The sequence below is a fragment of the Alteromonas abrolhosensis genome (assembly GCF_001953635.1).
Taxonomy (GTDB): domain Bacteria; phylum Pseudomonadota; class Gammaproteobacteria; order Enterobacterales; family Alteromonadaceae; genus Alteromonas; species Alteromonas abrolhosensis.
Map to the genome: position 1 here is coordinate 29,871 of NZ_MEJH01000012.1, position 18,455 is coordinate 48,325.

An 18,455-nucleotide genomic window follows, 5' to 3' on the forward strand; every position below is an offset into this window, starting at 1 on the left:
ATCAACAACAATGTAGCATAAAAATAGGGCGGAAAAGCGGTTGTTGAGCGTAGTATATTACCGCTTTAACAGCTACTGTAGGGCAGAGTTAGACAAACTCGGGTGCCCGATGGTTTAATCTGAGATATATCAAGCACACCGTTTATTAACTTAGCGCGTTCTTTCATCGAAAGCAGCCCCATTGAAGGTGCAGCGTTTCCTCCATGAGCAAGGTGCTCAAAAATGCCTTCGCCATCATCAGTGACGACAAATAAGGCACGATGTTGCTCATAATTAGCTTCAATTGATAGCGTTTTCGCATTGGCGTACTTAATACTATTAGTGACAGCCTCTTGAATTATGCGGTAGATGTGGATCTTTTGGTCAGCATCAAACGGCACAGGCTTACCGATAACGTCAAATGAGTAGCTTATATTCGCGTGCTTGAGTGTGGTGATGATCTCAGATCGCTGAATTACGTTTTCAATGGGAAGCGTATCGATGCCTGACGGACGCAAGCCCCCTAAGCTTCGCTTCATTGCTTGATAAAGAGAATCTATTTTATTAAGCATCATATCGTTATCGCCAGTTCGGCTATCTAGCGATAACTGGAGCTTCAAGTCCACAATGCGATGGCCAAAATCGTCGTGTAAATCTCGCGATAAACGTCTTCTTTCATCTTCTTGTACGGCGACCAGTTTACTGGCAAGCGCTTGGGCGCTTTGTACCGAGGCTTCTAGTTCTTCATTATTTTCAGCAAGCATTTTGTTCAGTTCGTTAGACTGATTGATAGAGGCTCCTAAGATAAGGCAACTGACACATAATGCTAATATATAAAACTGGTGTTCAACAGGCGGCAGGTCACTCTGGCTTGCTACCACAAACGCTGTGAGTCCAATGAGCAAACAAGAAAGCGCGCTACCCCACACGGCGTAGCGATAAGATAAAAAGAGCGCGGGCAGTACAGCTAGATATTTTATTTGATAGCTAATATTAATACCGAGAGAATGCGCATAGGTGCTCAAAGCCAGGATCAACAGCCACCCGCTTACAGTTAAGTAAAGAATGCGTTTACCTTTTAGGACGTACTGATTTGTATAAAGGGCAAACAACAACGGGCACAGAACAATAATGCCTACAAAATCACCCAACGAGAAGTCGAACAAAACAGGCAGAAAAACACTTAGATCGGTTTGTAATTCGATAGCTCTTCTACCTAGAAATACAGCGCCAAGCGCAACGCTAATTAGTAATCCAAACGCCAAAGTGGCAAGAGTACTGTGAACATTATCAAAGTAGGGGGCGAAGAAGCGGCGTCTGAACGCGTAGACGCAAGCGCAAAGTAACACAGGTGCGATTAGCAAATGCACCAGATACCAACCAAAGCTTCCACTTAAAAATGCAGTGTTGTCTAGAATGCCGCCAGGATGGAATAAAATGAAGTGCGCCGATTTCTCGGCAATGAGCAACATTGGCCAGCTGCGTATGGGTAACAATAGAAATGCGGCTAAGCGAATACCGGCAGGCAAATACCAACTGACCGTACCAGAAACAATTTCAAATTGTGTGCTAAACAACCAAACGCTATGAAATAGAAGGGTATAAACTAACCCCATTAACAGATAGTTAGCAGAGAAAAAGTGCTTTAAATTCATCAATCAGTTTTGACTAATGTGTCTTCATTGATGACATCAGACACATCGAGATACCCCGTTTCTAACGCAATTCTCAGTAAACCAAATTGAGATGTTACATTGAGCTTTCTGTAAATATTGGTTCTATGAACCATTACTGTTTTAGGGGCAGTGTCTATGTAATAGGCAATTTGTTTGGGTTGGAAACCCTTTGCTAACAGTAAAAAAATTTCCTTTTCTCTTTCGGTCAAAATAGCGGTGAGTTGCTTATCACCAAAAGCTAACTTCTTACTGATATCTGTGCTTAGGTAGTTTTCATCTTTTTCCAAAGACTCTAGTGCATCCATTAGCTCTTTGGTGGCAGCATTCTTCGTTACGTAACCATCGGCACCTAGCTCAAGGGCTTTGCTAATATAACCTACGTGATCATACATGCTCAGCATTAAGCACTTAATAAAAGATGCTTCTTTCTTAATTTTAATTAAAGTGTCGAAACCACTTTCTTGGGCTAGTGAGATATCCAAGATTGCAACATCAATTTCGTCTAGGGATGCGAAGGGAGGGAGAGCGTCTATTGAATTTACAGCATATGCCACATGCCAGCCATATTCTTGCTCGATGAGGGTTTTAACGCCGTCTCTTACAATCTCGTGATCGTCAATGATGAGTATGTGCATGAAAAAATGCTAATTATTCCTTAATGAATCAAGTGTACGTTGTATTTGGCTTATAGGGAATAAGCCGATGGCTTAGATAGCGAAATCTGACTTTGCCCAGACATAAAAAAGCCGGCCCATCCTTGGCCGGCAGTTGCTTAACTTTAATTCGTCAACGCGTTATTCGCTATAACTCACATTGTGTGAGCTAGCGATACGTAAACTCTCTTAAAGGCTCACAGACACTGGTGCAGAGCATGCAGAGGTTTCATCACAAACCATATAAGTGTACACACCAGGTTGAACGCCTCTACTTCTGTCGCGATAACGTCCGGTGTTGCTCACCTCTTCGAGTAGCTCACCATTGCGATAAATCATAACGGTATCAGCCATTGAACCGCTGTAAGATAAATCTACCCGCAGTGAACCAAAGCGTGACAGCAACGCGCGATCAATTTCGGCAACGATGTTGCTGTCCGACACAGACACGGTTTGTGTAGACACGCCGGTCTGGCCTTCTGAGTCAGTAACCGTAAGGGTTACATCATAAGCGCCAGTGCTTGGGTAAACGTGAGTTGGGTTTTCTTCAGTTGAGGAAGAACCATCACCAAAGTCCCAGCTATAGCTAACAATATCGTCATTGACGTCATTACTGTTGTTAGTAAAGCTTACCGATAGGCCTGAGGCATCGTAGGTAAAGGCCGAGTTAGGTGGTGTTGGTCCAACTTCACCAATACCAGTCACTACCAGGCTCCACGTGTTTACGGTACCGTTGTCACCGTTGAAAGTGTCGAGTACATTCAATGTCCAGTCGCCAGTGGCAACTTCACCGTTAAAAGCAGCAGTGTTATAGCTTTCAACGATATCGTCTGTACCGCCACCTTGATTCTGACGTAGAACAGTAGTCGTGCCTTGCGGAGAAGTCAGTGATAGTACGAGGTCACCGCTGTAGGTGTGCGTGATGTCAACAGACGCCTGCATACCGAACACCGTAAGCTCGTCAGGAATATTGATCACAAGATCTACACCCACGTCGTCTGGATCTTCTTCATTCGGTAAGGTAGGGACTGGATCGCCAGAATAAGCGTATGGGAATTCGTTTAGCCCTTGAGGGTAAACGTAAAGATTCGCCGACTTAGATTTTTCAATCTCACCGCTAACGCCGTTAACCGTGAAGCTATACGAGCCCCATGGCGTATCTTCAGTTGTCTCAACGGTAAGTGTTACCGTATCGCCAGGTAATGCTGTGCTTGCACTTAGAGAAGCGATATCACTTGGCTCTGCAAGGGATAGCAGCACTTCTTCTTCGTAGCCAGCAATTGAGCCAACTTCAATAGTGAAGGTATAGGTCTCACCCGCTTCAATTTCAGCTGAACCTGGCGTAATGCCTAGTTTAAAGCCAGGTGTTGGATCGGCTTCTTCAAGTGCATTGAGTACATTAAGACGGTTGCCAGAAACAGTGCGACCTTCAGCCCATAAGCTAGTTTCACCCGTAGCCATGAGTAGCTCTTTCATTTCAGACGGCGTCAGTTCAGGGTTTAGTGACCACACTAGGGCAGCGGCGCCAACCACATGAGGTGTTGCCATCGACGTGCCTGAGTACGTGGCATAGCCGTTACCCGGCACGGTAGATAGGATAGAAGAACCTGGTGCAGCGATATCTACGGTCTCGATGCCGTATGAATATCCGCTGTCCCCGTCAGTACGGGTATGACTGGCTACTGCCATTAAACTATTTGTTGTAGTGGTGTAGTTTGACGGATAGTTATCTACGTTATCATTATTGGAACCAGAGTTACCCGCTGCCGCTACAAACAAGATGCCCGCTTGGCCAGCAACTTCGATGGCGGTTTCTAGCGCTTCGCTGTAGCCACCACCGCCCCAGCTGTTATTGGTTGCTTTAATATTTATGCCGCGGTTTTGTTTTAGGTCAGTGAAGTAGTCTATACACTCGATAGCGCCAGCGGTTGAGCCGCCGTCAGGACCTAAGAACTTACATGCAGCAATTGACACTTCGTGGTTTACACCAACTACGCCAATACCATTTCCGCCCACAGCACCAATAGTCCCGGCCACATGGGTACCGTGAGAATCGTCGTCCATTGGGTCGGAATCCCCGTTGAAGGCATCGATACCGTAAACGTCATCGATATATCCATTGCCATCATCATCGATACCATTGCCAGCAATTTCACCTGGGTTTATCCAAGCGTTAGCTGCAAGGTCTTCATGGTTGTAGTCAACACCCGTATCAATTACGCCGATTACCACATCACTATCACCTGTGGTGATATCCCACGCCTCAGGCGCGTCGATATCTACATCAGCAGTACCGCCGGCTTGACCTGTGTTATTCAAACCCCATAGATCACCATAAGAAGGATCGTTGGGTACTAAGGCTTTGCGGTAAAGGAAGTTTGGCTCTGCAATTTTAACAGCAGGATTTTTCTTTAAGATTTCTATGGCGTCTTTCACAGACTTGCCACGAAGTTCTAGTTTGGCAATTCGGCCATTTAAAAGGTTAGAGAAGCGGTCATCTACTTCATCGCGGTTCACATCGCTAATGCGTGCTCCCACTGATGAACGCGCGCGCATTTTCTCAGCTTTACTGACGTTTTCTTTGTACACAACAATCACGCTGTCATCGAAAATTTCGGCTTTCGCTGCGTGTGCATGGCTAGATACCATTAGCGGTAAAAGTGCTAATGACAATGCTGAAAGGCCTGTTTTAAAAGGCTTTGTTTTCATAATTAGATTCCATAATTAGCAATAATGCATAAATCACGAAATCTTCTCGCTCGGTCTGATATAACTAACGGTTAAAACTTATAACGCAAATTTAAAACCCGCTACCCCTATCGTTGAAATTTGTTCAAAAATACTACTAAACCACTAGTAAATGGCCTTTGGAAAAGCCTAAAGTGGTACTTATTTACTAGTTTTATTTAAGCGCAAAAAGCAACTCATCCTTTCTGCAGTCAGTTATCGCCCAAAACATAAAGACCTTACAAAAAATAGGTGGTCTTACCAATTAGCACCTTTCTGGTTGTTTTTTGGGCAAATCTAGTACTATGGTATGACCCAGCATGAATAACTCGCTGATTTAACGTGTAGTACCCCTATTTTAACGAAAATAAATACAACTTATTGGTGATAGATTCTCTTCGACTTAAGGAGTGTTATAGAAAAGTCACCTTTGTTGTTAATCAAGGAAGCAGTCGTTCTCATGGACAAGAAGCTAAAGGTTAAAAAGAGCCAGCTTGCTAAAAACGTAAAAGCATTAAAAAGTGCTGCGTTTGTAGCCATTACGGGATGTAGTCTTATAGCCGTAAATCTTCCTGCTTATGCTCAACAGTCCGATTTATCAACAAGCTCCGACATGGTGGAATCTTCTCTTTCAATGAGTCTGAATGCACAAGCTATTTCGATAGACAATGAAACGGTCTTCATTGCTGTCAGTCAGTTTGGGCTAAATAACATAACTAACATTATCCAAAGCGGCAACGGCGCTAATCTATCTAATGTTGTTCAAAACGGCAGCAATAACGAAGCCATGATCACCCAGTTGGGTGAGGGAAACGTGGTGAACTTATTACAGCAAAACAACAATAACTACTTCGAGATTATTCAAGATGGGTTCGACAATGTTGCTAATGTCAATCAATTAGGTGAGCAGTCTTTTACTGTTTATCAGATAGGGAACGAAATGGTAATTAACATCACGCAATACCAAGAATGATGTGATTGCCATAGGGAGACAAACGTGAAAATGAAAAAAACAAAAATAGCGAGTGCTTTGCTTTTAGTTGTAGCGACAGGTTGGGCGTCAGCTCAAGAAATTCCAGAGAGTAAAACAGTTGATTTTAATGCTTCAGCTGATTTTATTGCCGCAGCAGAAGGTAATCTAATTATACTAACTCAAACGGCCCCTGAGGGTAATGAAGTAGGAAACGAATCTGTTTTAAGTCAAGAAGGTGACTTGAATGCAATCTTTGTGGAAGTAACCGGTGATGCCAACGAAGTATTTGCTTCACAAATGCAGTCTGGCAATACCTTTTATGCCACTGTCACTGGTAATGGCAACTTCTTAGAATCAGAGCAAGATAGCTTAAATAGCACAGCTGACTTTTTTGTTGAAGGTGACGATAACACAGTTTCACTTGTTCAACTGGGAGATGGCGGACCATTCGGTTTTATATTCAATCGTTCAATTAACAGCATCATAGGTAGTGGCAATACATTGTCGGTATACCAAGGCGATGGTGGAAACTGGGCCAATAATGCAATATCGGGTAACGACAACACGGTAAATGTTGAACAGTCGGGCGACTGGCATGAGTCATATGTTCGCGAGTTGAGTGGCGATGCAAACGTGATTGACGTTATTCAAGACGGTTTCTACAACGTATCTGACCTAACAGTTATAGGTTTTGAAAACGACATTGAGATTGATCAAGATGGCGATCAAAACACGGTTGGCTGGAGCATGGTAGGCGATGCAAATGAAATTGAATTTGAACAGGACGGCGATGGTAACGAGATTACCACTGGTGTGTTTGAAGGCTTTGAAAATGCAGTAAATATTGACCAAATCGGCGATTTCAACTTGGCTACTGTTGAAACCCTCGGGGGCGGAGCGAATACGTTTGAAATTAACCAAATCGGCGACAGCAACACGGCTTATGCAGGGGTAATTGGTTTATTCAACGAATTTGACCTAACTCAAGTAGGTGATGCTAATCAAATCAGCACTGTGAATTTCGACGGCTGGTTCAACACAGTTGAAATAGAACAAGATGGCGACTTTAACCTTGCGCTAGCTCAAGCTGGTATCGGTGATTCGACATATATCGCAGACGGCAACCTAATTGAAATGTCACAAGAAGGTATTGAAAACACAGCATCGGTAGAGCTGGCGAGAGATGTTACGTCAGGCTACAACGAAATTATGGTTTCGCAATCCGGTGAGCTTAACTTACTAGATCTTCTTATTGACGGAAGTGACAACATAGTTAGCGTAATGCAAGAAGGCGCAGGAAACTGGGTTACAGATGATGCGGGTGGTCAGTTTGTTATTTCAGGTGATATGAATACATTTGAAGTAACACAAATGGGCAACGATAACTTAGTAACCGGAAGTATAACTGGCAACGGCGGCACAGTAAGTGTAACGCAGGTTGGTGATTACAACGTGGCTACTGTTGTTCAGATGTAACAATGATGAGCCGGGCTTAGCCCGGCTCAACTTAGCCAAATGAAGTACTTGTATCGTTTCTCTCTTATCACACTACTTTTCAGTGTGCTCAATTCTCCGATTCACGCAGAAGAAATTCGGTTGGGCGGGCTGTTGCTTGACAACAGTATTAGCCGTCAAGGCCACGAATTTGCCTCAAAAATTAGCCAGTACTGGCGAGAAGTCCCGGATAGTTCAGGTAAAAACCTAATTGTAAAAGAAATTATTGTGCCTCAAGCGGGGACGTTGCTTTCGGTGATATACGACAATAAAGTGGTTTATCAAACGTACATGGGGCGTAGGCAAGTGCCGTTAGATGAGAAAGTACAGCAAGCCATTGTGTTAGTGCTAGACGCAGTGGCAAATGCGAGTATAGACAGTAGAAGCCCAGATTTAGCAGGGGACGAATGGTAATGAAAAAAGGGATATTAATAGCAGCCTTAATAACAGCAGGATCGTGGAATTCTGCGGGTGTTCATGCAACAGAGTTAGTTTATGAACCAATAAATCCGTCATTTGGCGGTAACCCGTTGAACGGGTCTTTTTTACTCAGCAAGGCAAACTCACAAAATGCCCACTCTGCACCTTACAATGAGCGTTCCTACGATGAACGTCTCCAGGAATCGTTGGAGCGTGCTTACATCAATCGCATCGTGAGAGAAATTACAGATATTGCGTTTGGTGAACAAGAGTATGATGAAGACGGAAATCCAATAGACAGTATTTTTAATCAAGATAGCATTTTTGTAAGCGGTGACTTTCAGGTAGAACTCATAACAAGCAACCCTGACAGCATAATCGTAAACATTACTAACTTACTGACAGGTGAAGTCACTGTCGTAGAAATTCCACGGTTTGGGTAGGGAAGCACATGAGAAGTACCGTTTTTTTAATAATGGCAATGGCGCTGTCCGGCTGTCAGTCGATCACCAATACGTTACCGCCTGATACTACCGTCGCCGATGTCATCAAAGACAGTGCCACGCTGTCTGAAGTAAAGAGTTTACCGGCACCTATGGGGCAAATCCCTGTTTCTGTGTATGCATTTAGAGATCAGACTGGACAGTATAAACCAAGCACAGGGGCAAGCTCGTTTTCAACCGCAGTGACACAGGGTGCAACGTCTATTCTTGTGCAAACCTTAAGTGAAACGTCGTGGTTTTTACCCGTTGAGCGTGAAGGGCTACAGAATATTCTTACCGAGCGAAAAATAATTCGAGCCGATGAAGGCAATGGCGGTGACTTACCGCCACTCACAACTGCCCGAATCATTATTGAAGGTGGCATCATTAGCTACGACACCAATATTCGTACCGGTGGGGCAGGTGTTGAGTATTTTGGCATAGGTGCGAGTGAGTTATTTAGAGAAGATCAGATTTCTATTTATATGCGCGCTGTCGATGTGAGAACCGGTCAAGTGCTGGTGTCAGTTTCAACATCCAAGAAAGTGTTAAGTCAGGAAGTTAGAGCGGGTTTGTTTAGGTACGTTTCCCTTAAGCGCTTACTTGAAGCTGAAACAGGCTACACCACTAACGAGCCCATGTTTGAGTGTGTTAAGCAAAGTATCGAAAAGGCTGTGACCGAATTAGTGTTACAAGGAATGGACAAGGGAGTATGGCGCGCCAAGACCTAAGCGCCATAACCAAAAGCAACGCCCTTCGAATTGATTATCAGTTTAGTAACTAACCCGTTGGGGCTGGCTAAACTGATGATCGAACCACTTAATCAGCTCAACGCGGTTACGACATTCTGTCTTTCTAAAAATGCTGTATACGTGAGTTTTCACCGTATTAACGCTAATGTGCAAACAGTCTGCAATTTCTTGATTTTGCGCGCCATCGGCAATCTTGCGTGTAATGGCAAGTTCTCTTTTCGTTAACACTGTAGTGGATGACCGAAGGGCTGCCACGGGCTTAGTTTTCGGAAGTAGGTTTGCGTCAATGTAGCGGCTCATAATTTCGCGGCTAAACCATTTATTGCCCGCCTGTACTTGCTGAACGCCACGAACCAGCAACTCTAAGCTATCTTCAATATGGAAAATACCGTTAATACCGTGTTGCAGTGCCGCATAATGAAAACCGACGTCAGACTCTGGCACATTGAAAATGACTTTGTTCAACTCTGGGTAATCGTTAACAACCGGTAAATCGAGCAGCGCGCTGTTATCGCAATATTGTGCATCGATAAAGAAAGTATAGGTGTTATTGAGTACGCTTCGGGGCGGGTGAATTGCCCCCGTTGTTACTGTGAATCCACAAGACGGTAAAATGCTAAGGAACCTCTCGTAAGCCCCATCCTTTTTCGTGTTTTCTCCGAAACTATTTCTTGTTAGAACGAACGCTTGATGTGACATGAAGGCTCCTTTTCGTATCTATCAACCTTACGAACTATACAAATGCTTTACAATACTCCTCTGGTATAACTTAAAGGACCAAAGCGTAACAAAATGTAACAGTGAAAAACGCTTATTAGATTTGCTTAAAAGCAGTGGCGCTCTAAGCGCTCGATGAATTAAATATAAGTAAATTATCTCTATAAAAAACGCTTGCCCCCTTTGTTAAAAATGGCGTTAGTGTATAGTTCATCACCAAGTCCATTCTTCCATAACTTCAATACACAGAGAGAACCAATGACCGTAAACGTTGACACTCAGTCTTTGATTACATCGATGCGCGATGTAGTAGGGCAGGCCTATTTGTTAACAGATAAAGCGAAGAAACAGCCTTATACCAAAGGGTTCCGCTTTGGTGCGGGTGAGGCACTTGCGGTTGTACGACCAGGCACCCTTGTCGAAATCTGGCGTGTGCTAAAACTGTGTGTTGAAGCTGATGTAGCCGTTATTATGCAGGCGGCCAATACAGGGTTAACGGGCGGCTCGACGCCAGACGGTAAAGACTACGATAGACCTCTTGTTATCATCAGCACCATGCGTATTGATGCCATCCAATTGGTTGATAGCGGCAAACAAATTATTGGTTTAGCGGGCAGCACCTTATTCGGACTGGAAGAAACGTTAGCTCCTTACGGCCGAGAACCCCATTCAGTTATCGGTTCATCATGCATTGGCGCGTCTATTGTCGGCGGTATTTGCAATAACTCAGGAGGGGCTTTGGTTAAACGAGGTCCAGCCTATACCGAGCTTGCACTGTTTGCGCAGATAGACGCCGACGGCAACCTATCTTTGATTAATAACTTAGGGGTTAATTTAGGTAGCGACCCAGAAGAAATTTTAAATAACCTTGAGAATAAGCGTTATACCGAGGCCGATGTTCAACACCCTGATGCCCGCGCTTCAGACAATGAATATGATGAACGGGTACGAGACGTTAATTCTGACACACCTTCCCGCTTTAACAATGACGGCAGGAGGCTACACGATGCTTCTGGCTGTGCGGGTAAGTTGGCCGTGTTTGCAGTAAGGTTAGATACCTTTCCCATTCCTGAAAAAAAGCAGGTATTTTACGTAGGCTCTAACGACGCTGCTGTTTTCACTAAAATACGTCGCGACATCCTTTCTACCTTTAAAAACCTGCCAGACTCCGGTGAATACCTTCACCGCGATTGCTATGACGTATCAAAGAAATACGGAAAAGATATGTTCATTGTGATCAGTAAGCTTGGCGCGAAGTTTATTCCTAAGCTGTTTGCATTTAAACGTAAATTCGACGCATTCACCGACAAGTTAGGTTTTTTACCCAATAAAATGTCAGATCGCGTTATGCAGTACATGAGCTATGTTTTCCCGAATCATTTGCCAAAGCGCATGGAAGAATACAGAGACAAGTATCAGCACCACTGGATTTTGGAAATGAGCAACGATGGGGTAGACGAAGCCAAGGCCTACCTTGATGAGTTCTTCAAAACCAATGAAGGTAGCTATTTTGAGTGTACTGAGGAAGAAGCCGACAAAGCAATTTTACATCGCTTTGTTGCTGGTGGCGCAATTGGTCGTTATCACGTGATGCACAGCAAAGACGTAGGTGCCATGATGACTATCGACGTGGCACTTCGTCGAAACGACCCAGATTGGTTTGAAGTATTGCCAAAAGAAATTGATGACCAGATAGACACAAAACTGTATTACGGCCATTTGTTCTGCCACGTTATGCACCAAAACTACGTACTGAAGAAAGGGGCAGATGCAAAACTGCTAAAAGGCAAAATCTTGGAAACCTTTGATGCAAGAAGTGCTGAGTACCCGGCAGAACATAATGTGGGTCACGAATACTTTGCTAAAGATGCGCTGAAAAACTTCTATCGAGAGCTAGACCCTACCAACAGCTTCAACCCGGGAATCGGCAAAACAACCAAGCTTAAAAACTGGGCAGAACACAATGGCGGTTGTTGCGGTGGACATCATTAAGCGCAAATAACACCGTGTTTGAACAATAAAAAACTGAGCCATAAAAATGAAATTTTATGGCTCGTTGACAAATTTGTAACGTTTTAAATTTAAGAGGCAAGCGATTCAAGACTGAGTTCTTTGATTGATTTCGCGCCGCAAAGCGTCATTGCTACATGCATTTCCTGTTTGTACAAATCCAGTAAGTTTTCCACTCCACGTTGTCCATCGGCGGCAAGTGCATAAATAAAAGAGCGCCCCAGTAATGTACAGTCGGCACCCAATGCCAGCATTCTCACTACGTCTAAGCCATTACGTATTCCAGAATCAACGAAAATACTTAAGTCGCCTTTCACACAATCAGCAATGGAGGGAAGGGCCCTAGCGGTAGAAAGGACGCCATCGAGCTGACGACCACCGTGATTGGATACTACAATGCCTTCTGCGCCAAAACTCAGCGCATCTTTAGCATCTTGTTCAGTTAAAATGCCTTTGATAATCATTGGGCCGTCCCAAAACTCTCTGATCCATTCTAAGTCTTTCCAACTGATAGACGGATCGAAATTGGCACCTAGCCAGCCAATGTAGTCTTCCAATTTGGTCGGTTCGCCGCGATAGGCCGAAATATTTCCAAGGTCGTGTGGTTTGCCGAATACCCCTACATTAAACGCCCAACGAGGATGAGTCATTGCTTGCAACACGCGGCGACTTGCAGCAAAGGGGCCACTCATACCAGAGTGTTTATCCCGATAGCGTGCACCCGGTACAGGCATATCTACGGTAAACACCAATGTTGTTACACCTGCTGATTTCGCGCGCTCCAAAACATTTTTCATAAAACCACGATCGCGAAGTACATACAGCTGAAACCACATGGGGCGTTCAATGGCTGGCGCGACCTCTTCAATGGGACATACCGACACCGTCGACATGGTAAAGGGGATGCCCTTATTTGCTGCTGCTTTAGCGGCTTGCACTTCGCCACGTCGTGCATACATTCCGGTTAGACCTACAGGAGCAAGGGCAATTGGGAGTGCTAACTTCTCGCCAAAAACCGATGTTGAAAGATCAAGTGCCGACATATTTCTCAACACTTGCTGCTTAAGTGCAATATCAGCCAAATCTGATTCATTTCGTTTAAGCGTTTGCTCGCGATAGGCGCCACCATCAATGTAGTGAAACAGAAACGGCGGTAATATTTTTTTAGCAGCACGTCGATAATCAGTCGGCGATGAAATGATCATATGTTTAATCAATATTAATTAACCTGATAAAAATATAACGTTTATTGCTACACGGATATACGGAATTAGCGAAATTTATCCACGTACGGCAATATTTTCGCGGCTAATGAAGAGTCCTTCGCTTTTATTATTAGTTTCAGCGAGAATGCGTGCTTGTACTGTCTTGTACTATTAACTTTTTGCCTTGCATACATCATCAAGAACACAGTAGTTCGCGGATTTATCTGAACCAAACCAAAATCACACTAGTAGAAACTATCAGCTTTTAAGTTTTACAGGGGCTCAGCTAACCTGTCAGTGAAAAGGGATTTGCTATGAAAGGCCAAAAAAACAACTCAACCATTCTTATTCCGGTATTTCTCCCCGCCGTTGCCATTATTTTGCTGTTGGTCATCGGTACAATAAGTAACCCAGAACTTGCCGGTGAGGCATTCGATAGTACGTTGGCTTGGATAACGGAAAGTTTTGGCTGGTTCTACATGTTGTCAGTGGCCATCTTTTTAGTGTTTATTGTATCGGTGGCCTCATCAAGTTGGGGGAACATAAAATTAGGCCCTGATCACGCAGAACCCCAATACAGTTTTCCGGAATGGTTTTCCATGTTGTTTTCGGCAGGTTACGGTGTTGCGCTGCTTTACTTTGGTGTAGCAGAGCCGGTACTGCATTACTCGTCGCCGCCTGCTGGGGCTGCTGAAACTGTTGATGCGGCAAAGCAGGCAATGCAAATTGCGTTTTTTCACTGGGGTTTTCATATTTGGGCCATCTATGGCTTAGTGGGCTTAGTCCTTGCCTATTTCGCATTCCGACACGGTCTTCCGTTATCCATTCGCTCAGCTTTGTATCCGCTCATCGGAGATAAAATATATGGTCCTATTGGTCACGCGGTAGATGTTTTCGCGATTTTAGGTACCTTATTTGGCATCGCCACCACGCTTGGTCTGTCTGTTACCCAAATTAATGCTGGGCTTAACTATCTTTCCGGTGACATCCCCATCGACATTATGGTGCAGGTAGGCACTATCGCTATTGTAACCTTAGCGGCAACCATATCGGTGATTGCTGGTATGGACAAAGGCATCAAGCGCCTTTCTATTCTGAACATGCTTTTAGCGGTATCGCTGATGGGCACAGTCTTTATCATGGGAGAAACCGTACACATATTGGAGACCTTCCTGCAGAACACGGGAAGCTATGTTAACGGTATTATCGAGCGCACGTTCAACCTTCAGGCGTACAGTCGTAGTGACTGGATTGGTAACTGGACGCTATTTATTTTTGGTTGGACTATCGCATGGGCGCCATTTGTGGGCATGTTTATCGCCAAGATAAGTCGGGGCAGAACTATCAGACAATTCGTGTTTGGTGTGATGCTGGTGCCGACAATGTTCACTTTCCTTTGGTTCTCAGTATTTGGCGATACAGCCTTAAATGCCATTATGAACCAAGGCGTCTCGACGCTTATCAATGATGTTCAGGAAAACGAAGCCGTTGCTTTATTTAAGCTTTATGATTTGCTTCCTGGCTCATCCATTATGTCTGGTTTAACTGTACTGTTGATCATTACCTTTTTCGTCACCTCATCTGACTCAGGGTCGCTGGTTATCGACTCGCTTGCCTCTGGTGGGAAAGAGGAAAGCCCGGTATGGCAGCGTATTTTCTGGGCGTGTTTGGAGGGCACGGTTGCTGCTGTACTGCTATTGGCAGGGGGACTCAATGCCCTACAAACCATGACGATTGCCAGCGCCTTACCTTTCGCCTTTATTATGTTGGCGTCTGCAGTGGGCCTATGGCGCGCGCTCGTCATTGAAGGCTATCGAAATAATAGTTTGACGGCGAATACACTGAATCGAAACCACGGTCGCTCTGCAAGCCTAAAAGGGCGTCTCGCAGCCATGGTGGATTACCCCAGTCGAACCGAGGTGCATGAGTTTATTGATAAAACCGTGATTGCGGCGATGAAAGACGTGCAGGCTGCACTTAAAGCGCGAGAATGGGAAGCGTTCGTTAAGCTGGATGATGAAACGGGAAGGGCTACTTTCACCGTTGAGCGTCATGATCATATGGACTTTATTTACGATATTCGTATGACCGAGTATTTAGTCCCAGGCTTTAGCTATGCAGAATTACGCTCAGAAGACGATGAATCGGAAAAATACTTTCGCGCTGAGGTATTTCTGCGCCGCGGTGGTCAGGCTTATGATATTTACGGTTACGATAAAGAAAGTATTGCCAAGGATATCCTAGATCAGTTCGAAAGCTATTTGCACTTCCTTGATACTAGTCCGGGTGAGCTTCCCTGGGACATGGATGATTATGACGACATGCTAACGCAGTCGAAAAAGTAGATGAGTTTGGCAGTAATGGAAGGGAAAGCAACGTCGCTTTCCCTTCGTATCCCCTAAAAGCTTATTTAATAGTAGTTAGCAATCTGGTTGATGACCGCATTTACCGCACGGTAAGCATTTGACTCGTTTTCAACACCACAGGCTTGGCCATTACAGCCTGACCAGTAAGGGTCAGAGAAATAATCTAGCTGGGTGGCGCTACCAAATGCTTGTGGGTAAGCCATAATTGTTGAGAAGTTATTATCAACGCCGTGACCAATACCGTCGTTATATACACCACCTACTGAACCCTGGCGTACAGAGTGGCCTAAGCCCATGTTGTGACCGAGCTCATGAACGAAAGTAGATAACCCGCAGTCAACTGCACTGATGCTGTACATACGACTTTGCGAGCTAGAATACAACGTACCGTTGGTGCCTTGACCTACCCAGCCAATACCGCACACATAACCCACTAGCTGACCGCCTTCATAAATGTTTTCACGGTTACCTAAAAGCACCACCATGTCTGCGCCGTTTGACGTTCTTGCGCTTTGCACACCGCTACTATCTGTTAATAAATCTAACGCACTTTCAGTAGGTTGCAGGTCGCTAGATGTGGCAGCAGAAGATTGAGCGCCCACTAAGCGCAACTGTAAATCTACCGCATTATTGCGATAAACACGGTTTGCGTGTGAGATGTACTGGTTAATTTTGGTGTCTATATTAGACACGTTATTAGCAGCAGGTTGGGTATAAAGCACCATCACATCAATAGTGGCAGCTGATGCTGTTGTTGCACAAAGCAGTGAAACTGCCATTGCCGTTAAACACTTAAATGTGTGTTTCATTTTTATTTCCTTCTTGTTGTTTTATTTGAGCTTGTTGAATTTCCTGTGAAGCTCAACAGGCACTAGGGGATTAGTTTTGGCCGAGGTCGAAGACTTCTTCACCATTGTCGTCGCTGAGCGGACGTTCGCTATTGGGTTGGCGTTCAATATGGTTTTGCATCATCGAAGACTTTGGTGCGATCCACGCATATTTATCATTGCCTTCAAGCACAAACACGTCGCGAGGTGTGGCTAGATTTCCGTAGGTGGCATTCTCGCCAATGGTAATCACGGCAGCATAGAGAGAGCCCGCACCCGGGATGTGCGCCTCTACGGTACGATCGCCATTTGGGTGTGTTTCAATATGGTCAACTTCTCCGGTGTAACTGCCACCGAATTGTGGAATGTACAGATCGAGGTATTCTCCAACTTCCACCGTCATTAGCTCTTCACGATCGAGCTCAATATAGGCTTCATCGGTCACGTCAGCGGGAATATGGCCTTCTGCTTCAAGTACCTTTTTGCCTTCTTCTGACGTTGTCCAAACGATGGTGTCTTTCTCGGATTTTCCTTTGGTAGTATTTTCAGCCTGAGCTTTTAGCTCAGCTTCATTTTTTGATTTGAAGTTATCGACACCTGTCGACAGCACCTTGCCGTTTCGTTGCTTTTCAACAATACCTTCGCTCCCATTAGATTTTGTCTCAGTTTTGGCTGCTGCCACCTCCTTTTTGTCAGAAGGGGAAGTGCCGACAAAGGCAAAAATACAACCAATAGCTACAATTGCCGTCGACGCGGCAACAATACGCTTTTTCATAGTGTGTTCCTTTTATTTTTACTTACTGAATTTAGGAAATTGAACGTTCGAAATTAGCGACACCCTGCTTCTTCAATCGCGCTCTAAATGAGCGATATGAAAAACCACTGTGTTTAGTGAAATTGCTTAGTGAATTAAGTAAGTCATTAAAACGTATAATATTTTTTTGATTATAAAAGTATCGCTTTGCATAAGGGTGTATGAAATTTAGCCCTTTATTACAGTGTAAATTTCTTTGCTGGAATACGGGCTTGCAAGATGTAGACCGAGCGCCAAATAGGTTCGAATTAATGAAGTTTGTGAGAACGAATAAGGGGCTTCAGAGTGATGAAGAGGGAGCCCCAGATAAACAAGGAATAGTTCAATCGGGCAGGGGAACAGCTAAAGGTAACAATGACGCCTTGTGAGCGGACTGGTATAACTCAAAATAAAAAAAGAGCGAGTAAAATTCTTTACTCGCTCAGTAAGATGGCCACCTCTTCTGAGGGAAAGTAGCCGTCGGAGAAATGGGGAGTTCTCTTATGCTAATCTATTGATTATTGAGGAGAAATCCATTCCTGCATTACCTTCTTCGCAATGCATTTCAAACCACTTTGCAGCAAGCTCACCCATAGGTACTTGCGCATTGACACCCTTCGCGCCTTGCATGGCAAGACCTAAGTCTTTAAGCATAAGTGCAGAGGCGAAGCCGCCAGCAAAATCGTTATCAGCAGGGCTTTGTGGCCCCACACCTTTTACAGGACAATAGCTGGTCATTGACCACGTTTGACCTGATGCATTAGACGCAATATCGAAGAATACTTGCGCGTCTAAACCAAGCTTTTTGGCCAGTTGAAAGCTTTCACACGTCGCAATCATGGTTGCGCCAAGTAACATATTGTTACAAATCTTCGCTGCTTGCCCTGCACCATGGCCGCCCGCATGAACAATTTTTTTGCCCATTGCGCTCAACACGCCGTGAGCTTTGTCAAACGCGTCAGCGTCGCCACCCACCATAAACGTAAGTGTGCCGCCGGCAGCTGCTGCAACACCACCAGAAACCGGCGCATCGAGCATTTTAAGGCCTTTTTTCTCTGCCAGTTCTGACACACTCTTCGCCGTTTCTACGTCAATAGTAGAGCAATCAATAAGCAAAGTGCCTTCGCGTACAGAAGACAGGATCTGATTTGAATAGATATCTTTTACGTGTTTGCCTGCAGGCAACATTGTAATAACGATGTCAGCTTCAGAAACAGCTTGCTCAGTACTTTGTGCAATGGTACAGCCGGCTTCTTTGGCTTTGGCCAGCGCCGCTTCGCTTAAGTCGAAAGCCAATACGTTGTAATCGTTTTTAACCAGGTTATTTGCCATACCTGAGCCCATATTACCTAGGCCAATAAATGCAACTGTGGTCATGATT

At 44.6% G+C, this 18,455-nt stretch carries 15 protein-coding genes; 7 read left to right on the forward strand and 8 right to left on the reverse strand.

Annotated features, from left to right (window positions below):
- Positions 1–65: 65 nt before the first annotated feature.
- From BGK61_RS15815 to BGK61_RS15825, 3 genes are all read right to left on the reverse strand, one after another.
- On the reverse strand, positions 66–1,634 hold the full coding sequence (locus BGK61_RS15815; RefSeq protein ID WP_076011893.1) for an MASE1 domain-containing protein: 1,569 nt from the start codon (positions 1,632–1,634) through the stop codon (positions 66–68).
- Positions 1,634–2,290: a response regulator transcription factor gene (locus BGK61_RS15820; protein WP_076011894.1), complete on the reverse strand. Its 657-nt coding sequence runs from the start codon at positions 2,288–2,290 to the stop codon at positions 1,634–1,636. The genes BGK61_RS15815 and BGK61_RS15820 overlap by 1 nt, the downstream gene beginning before the upstream one ends.
- A gap of 207 nt (positions 2,291–2,497) precedes the next feature.
- Positions 2,498–5,017, reverse strand: a complete 2,520-nt coding sequence (locus BGK61_RS15825) for a S8 family serine peptidase (protein ID WP_076011895.1) — start codon at positions 5,015–5,017, stop codon at positions 2,498–2,500.
- Between the two features lie 478 nt (positions 5,018–5,495).
- On the opposite strand from BGK61_RS15825, the gene BGK61_RS15830 reads away from it, so the two are divergent.
- From BGK61_RS15830 to BGK61_RS15850, 5 genes are read left to right on the forward strand one after another with little or no spacing between them, the layout of a single operon-like run.
- Positions 5,496–6,008 (forward strand): curlin subunit CsgB, encoded by a 513-nt coding sequence (locus BGK61_RS15830; RefSeq protein WP_076011896.1) that lies wholly within the window; start codon positions 5,496–5,498, stop codon positions 6,006–6,008.
- A gap of 30 nt (positions 6,009–6,038) precedes the next feature.
- Positions 6,039–7,484, forward strand: coding sequence for an autotransporter outer membrane beta-barrel domain-containing protein (locus BGK61_RS15835; RefSeq protein WP_076011902.1), 1,446 nt, complete (start codon positions 6,039–6,041; stop codon positions 7,482–7,484).
- 39 nt (positions 7,485–7,523) lie between these two features.
- Positions 7,524–7,916, forward strand: a complete 393-nt coding sequence (locus BGK61_RS15840) for a CsgE family curli-type amyloid fiber assembly protein (protein ID WP_014999527.1) — start codon at positions 7,524–7,526, stop codon at positions 7,914–7,916.
- Complete coding sequence (locus BGK61_RS15845; protein ID WP_199820723.1) at positions 7,916–8,365, forward strand: curli assembly protein CsgF; 450 nt, start codon at positions 7,916–7,918, stop codon at positions 8,363–8,365. Before BGK61_RS15840 ends, BGK61_RS15845 begins: the two co-directional genes overlap by 1 nt.
- A gap of 8 nt (positions 8,366–8,373) precedes the next feature.
- Positions 8,374–9,135: a CsgG/HfaB family protein gene (locus BGK61_RS15850; RefSeq protein WP_014999525.1), complete on the forward strand. Its 762-nt coding sequence runs from the start codon at positions 8,374–8,376 to the stop codon at positions 9,133–9,135.
- Positions 9,136–9,177: 42 nt separating this feature from the next.
- On the opposite strand, the gene BGK61_RS15855 is transcribed toward BGK61_RS15850, so the two are convergent.
- Entirely contained in the window at positions 9,178–9,855 is a 678-nt protein-coding gene (locus tag BGK61_RS15855; RefSeq protein WP_076011898.1) for a response regulator transcription factor, read from the reverse strand.
- Positions 9,856–10,131: 276 nt separating this feature from the next.
- Here BGK61_RS15855 and dld point away from each other — a divergent pair, with 276 nt between their 5' ends.
- Positions 10,132–11,865 carry a D-lactate dehydrogenase gene (dld, locus tag BGK61_RS15860; RefSeq protein WP_076011899.1) on the forward strand — a complete coding sequence of 578 codons (1,734 nt, stop codon included), beginning with the start codon at positions 10,132–10,134 and terminating at the stop codon, positions 11,863–11,865.
- 89 nt (positions 11,866–11,954) lie between these two features.
- Here the strand turns inward: dld and lldD are convergent, their stop codons facing one another.
- Positions 11,955–13,088, reverse strand: coding sequence for an FMN-dependent L-lactate dehydrogenase LldD (lldD, locus tag BGK61_RS15865; protein WP_076011900.1), 1,134 nt, complete (start codon positions 13,086–13,088; stop codon positions 11,955–11,957).
- A gap of 314 nt (positions 13,089–13,402) precedes the next feature.
- Here lldD and BGK61_RS15870 point away from each other — a divergent pair, with 314 nt between their 5' ends.
- Positions 13,403–15,433 carry a BCCT family transporter gene (locus tag BGK61_RS15870; protein ID WP_076026109.1) on the forward strand — a complete coding sequence of 677 codons (2,031 nt, stop codon included), beginning with the start codon at positions 13,403–13,405 and terminating at the stop codon, positions 15,431–15,433.
- A 65-nt stretch (positions 15,434–15,498) separates the two neighbouring features.
- On the opposite strand, the gene BGK61_RS15875 is transcribed toward BGK61_RS15870, so the two are convergent.
- From BGK61_RS15875 to mmsB, 3 genes are all read right to left on the reverse strand, one after another.
- A complete protein-coding gene (locus BGK61_RS15875) occupies positions 15,499–16,263 on the reverse strand; it encodes a zinc-dependent metalloprotease family protein (RefSeq protein ID WP_014999520.1) in 765 nt (254 codons plus the stop codon).
- A 70-nt stretch (positions 16,264–16,333) separates the two neighbouring features.
- Positions 16,334–17,056: a hypothetical protein gene (locus tag BGK61_RS15880; protein WP_076012926.1), complete on the reverse strand. Its 723-nt coding sequence runs from the start codon at positions 17,054–17,056 to the stop codon at positions 16,334–16,336.
- 519 nt (positions 17,057–17,575) lie between these two features.
- A complete protein-coding gene (gene mmsB / locus BGK61_RS15890; protein WP_014999517.1) occupies positions 17,576–18,451 on the reverse strand; it encodes a 3-hydroxyisobutyrate dehydrogenase in 876 nt (291 codons plus the stop codon).
- Between the last annotated feature and the right edge of the window lie 4 nt (positions 18,452–18,455).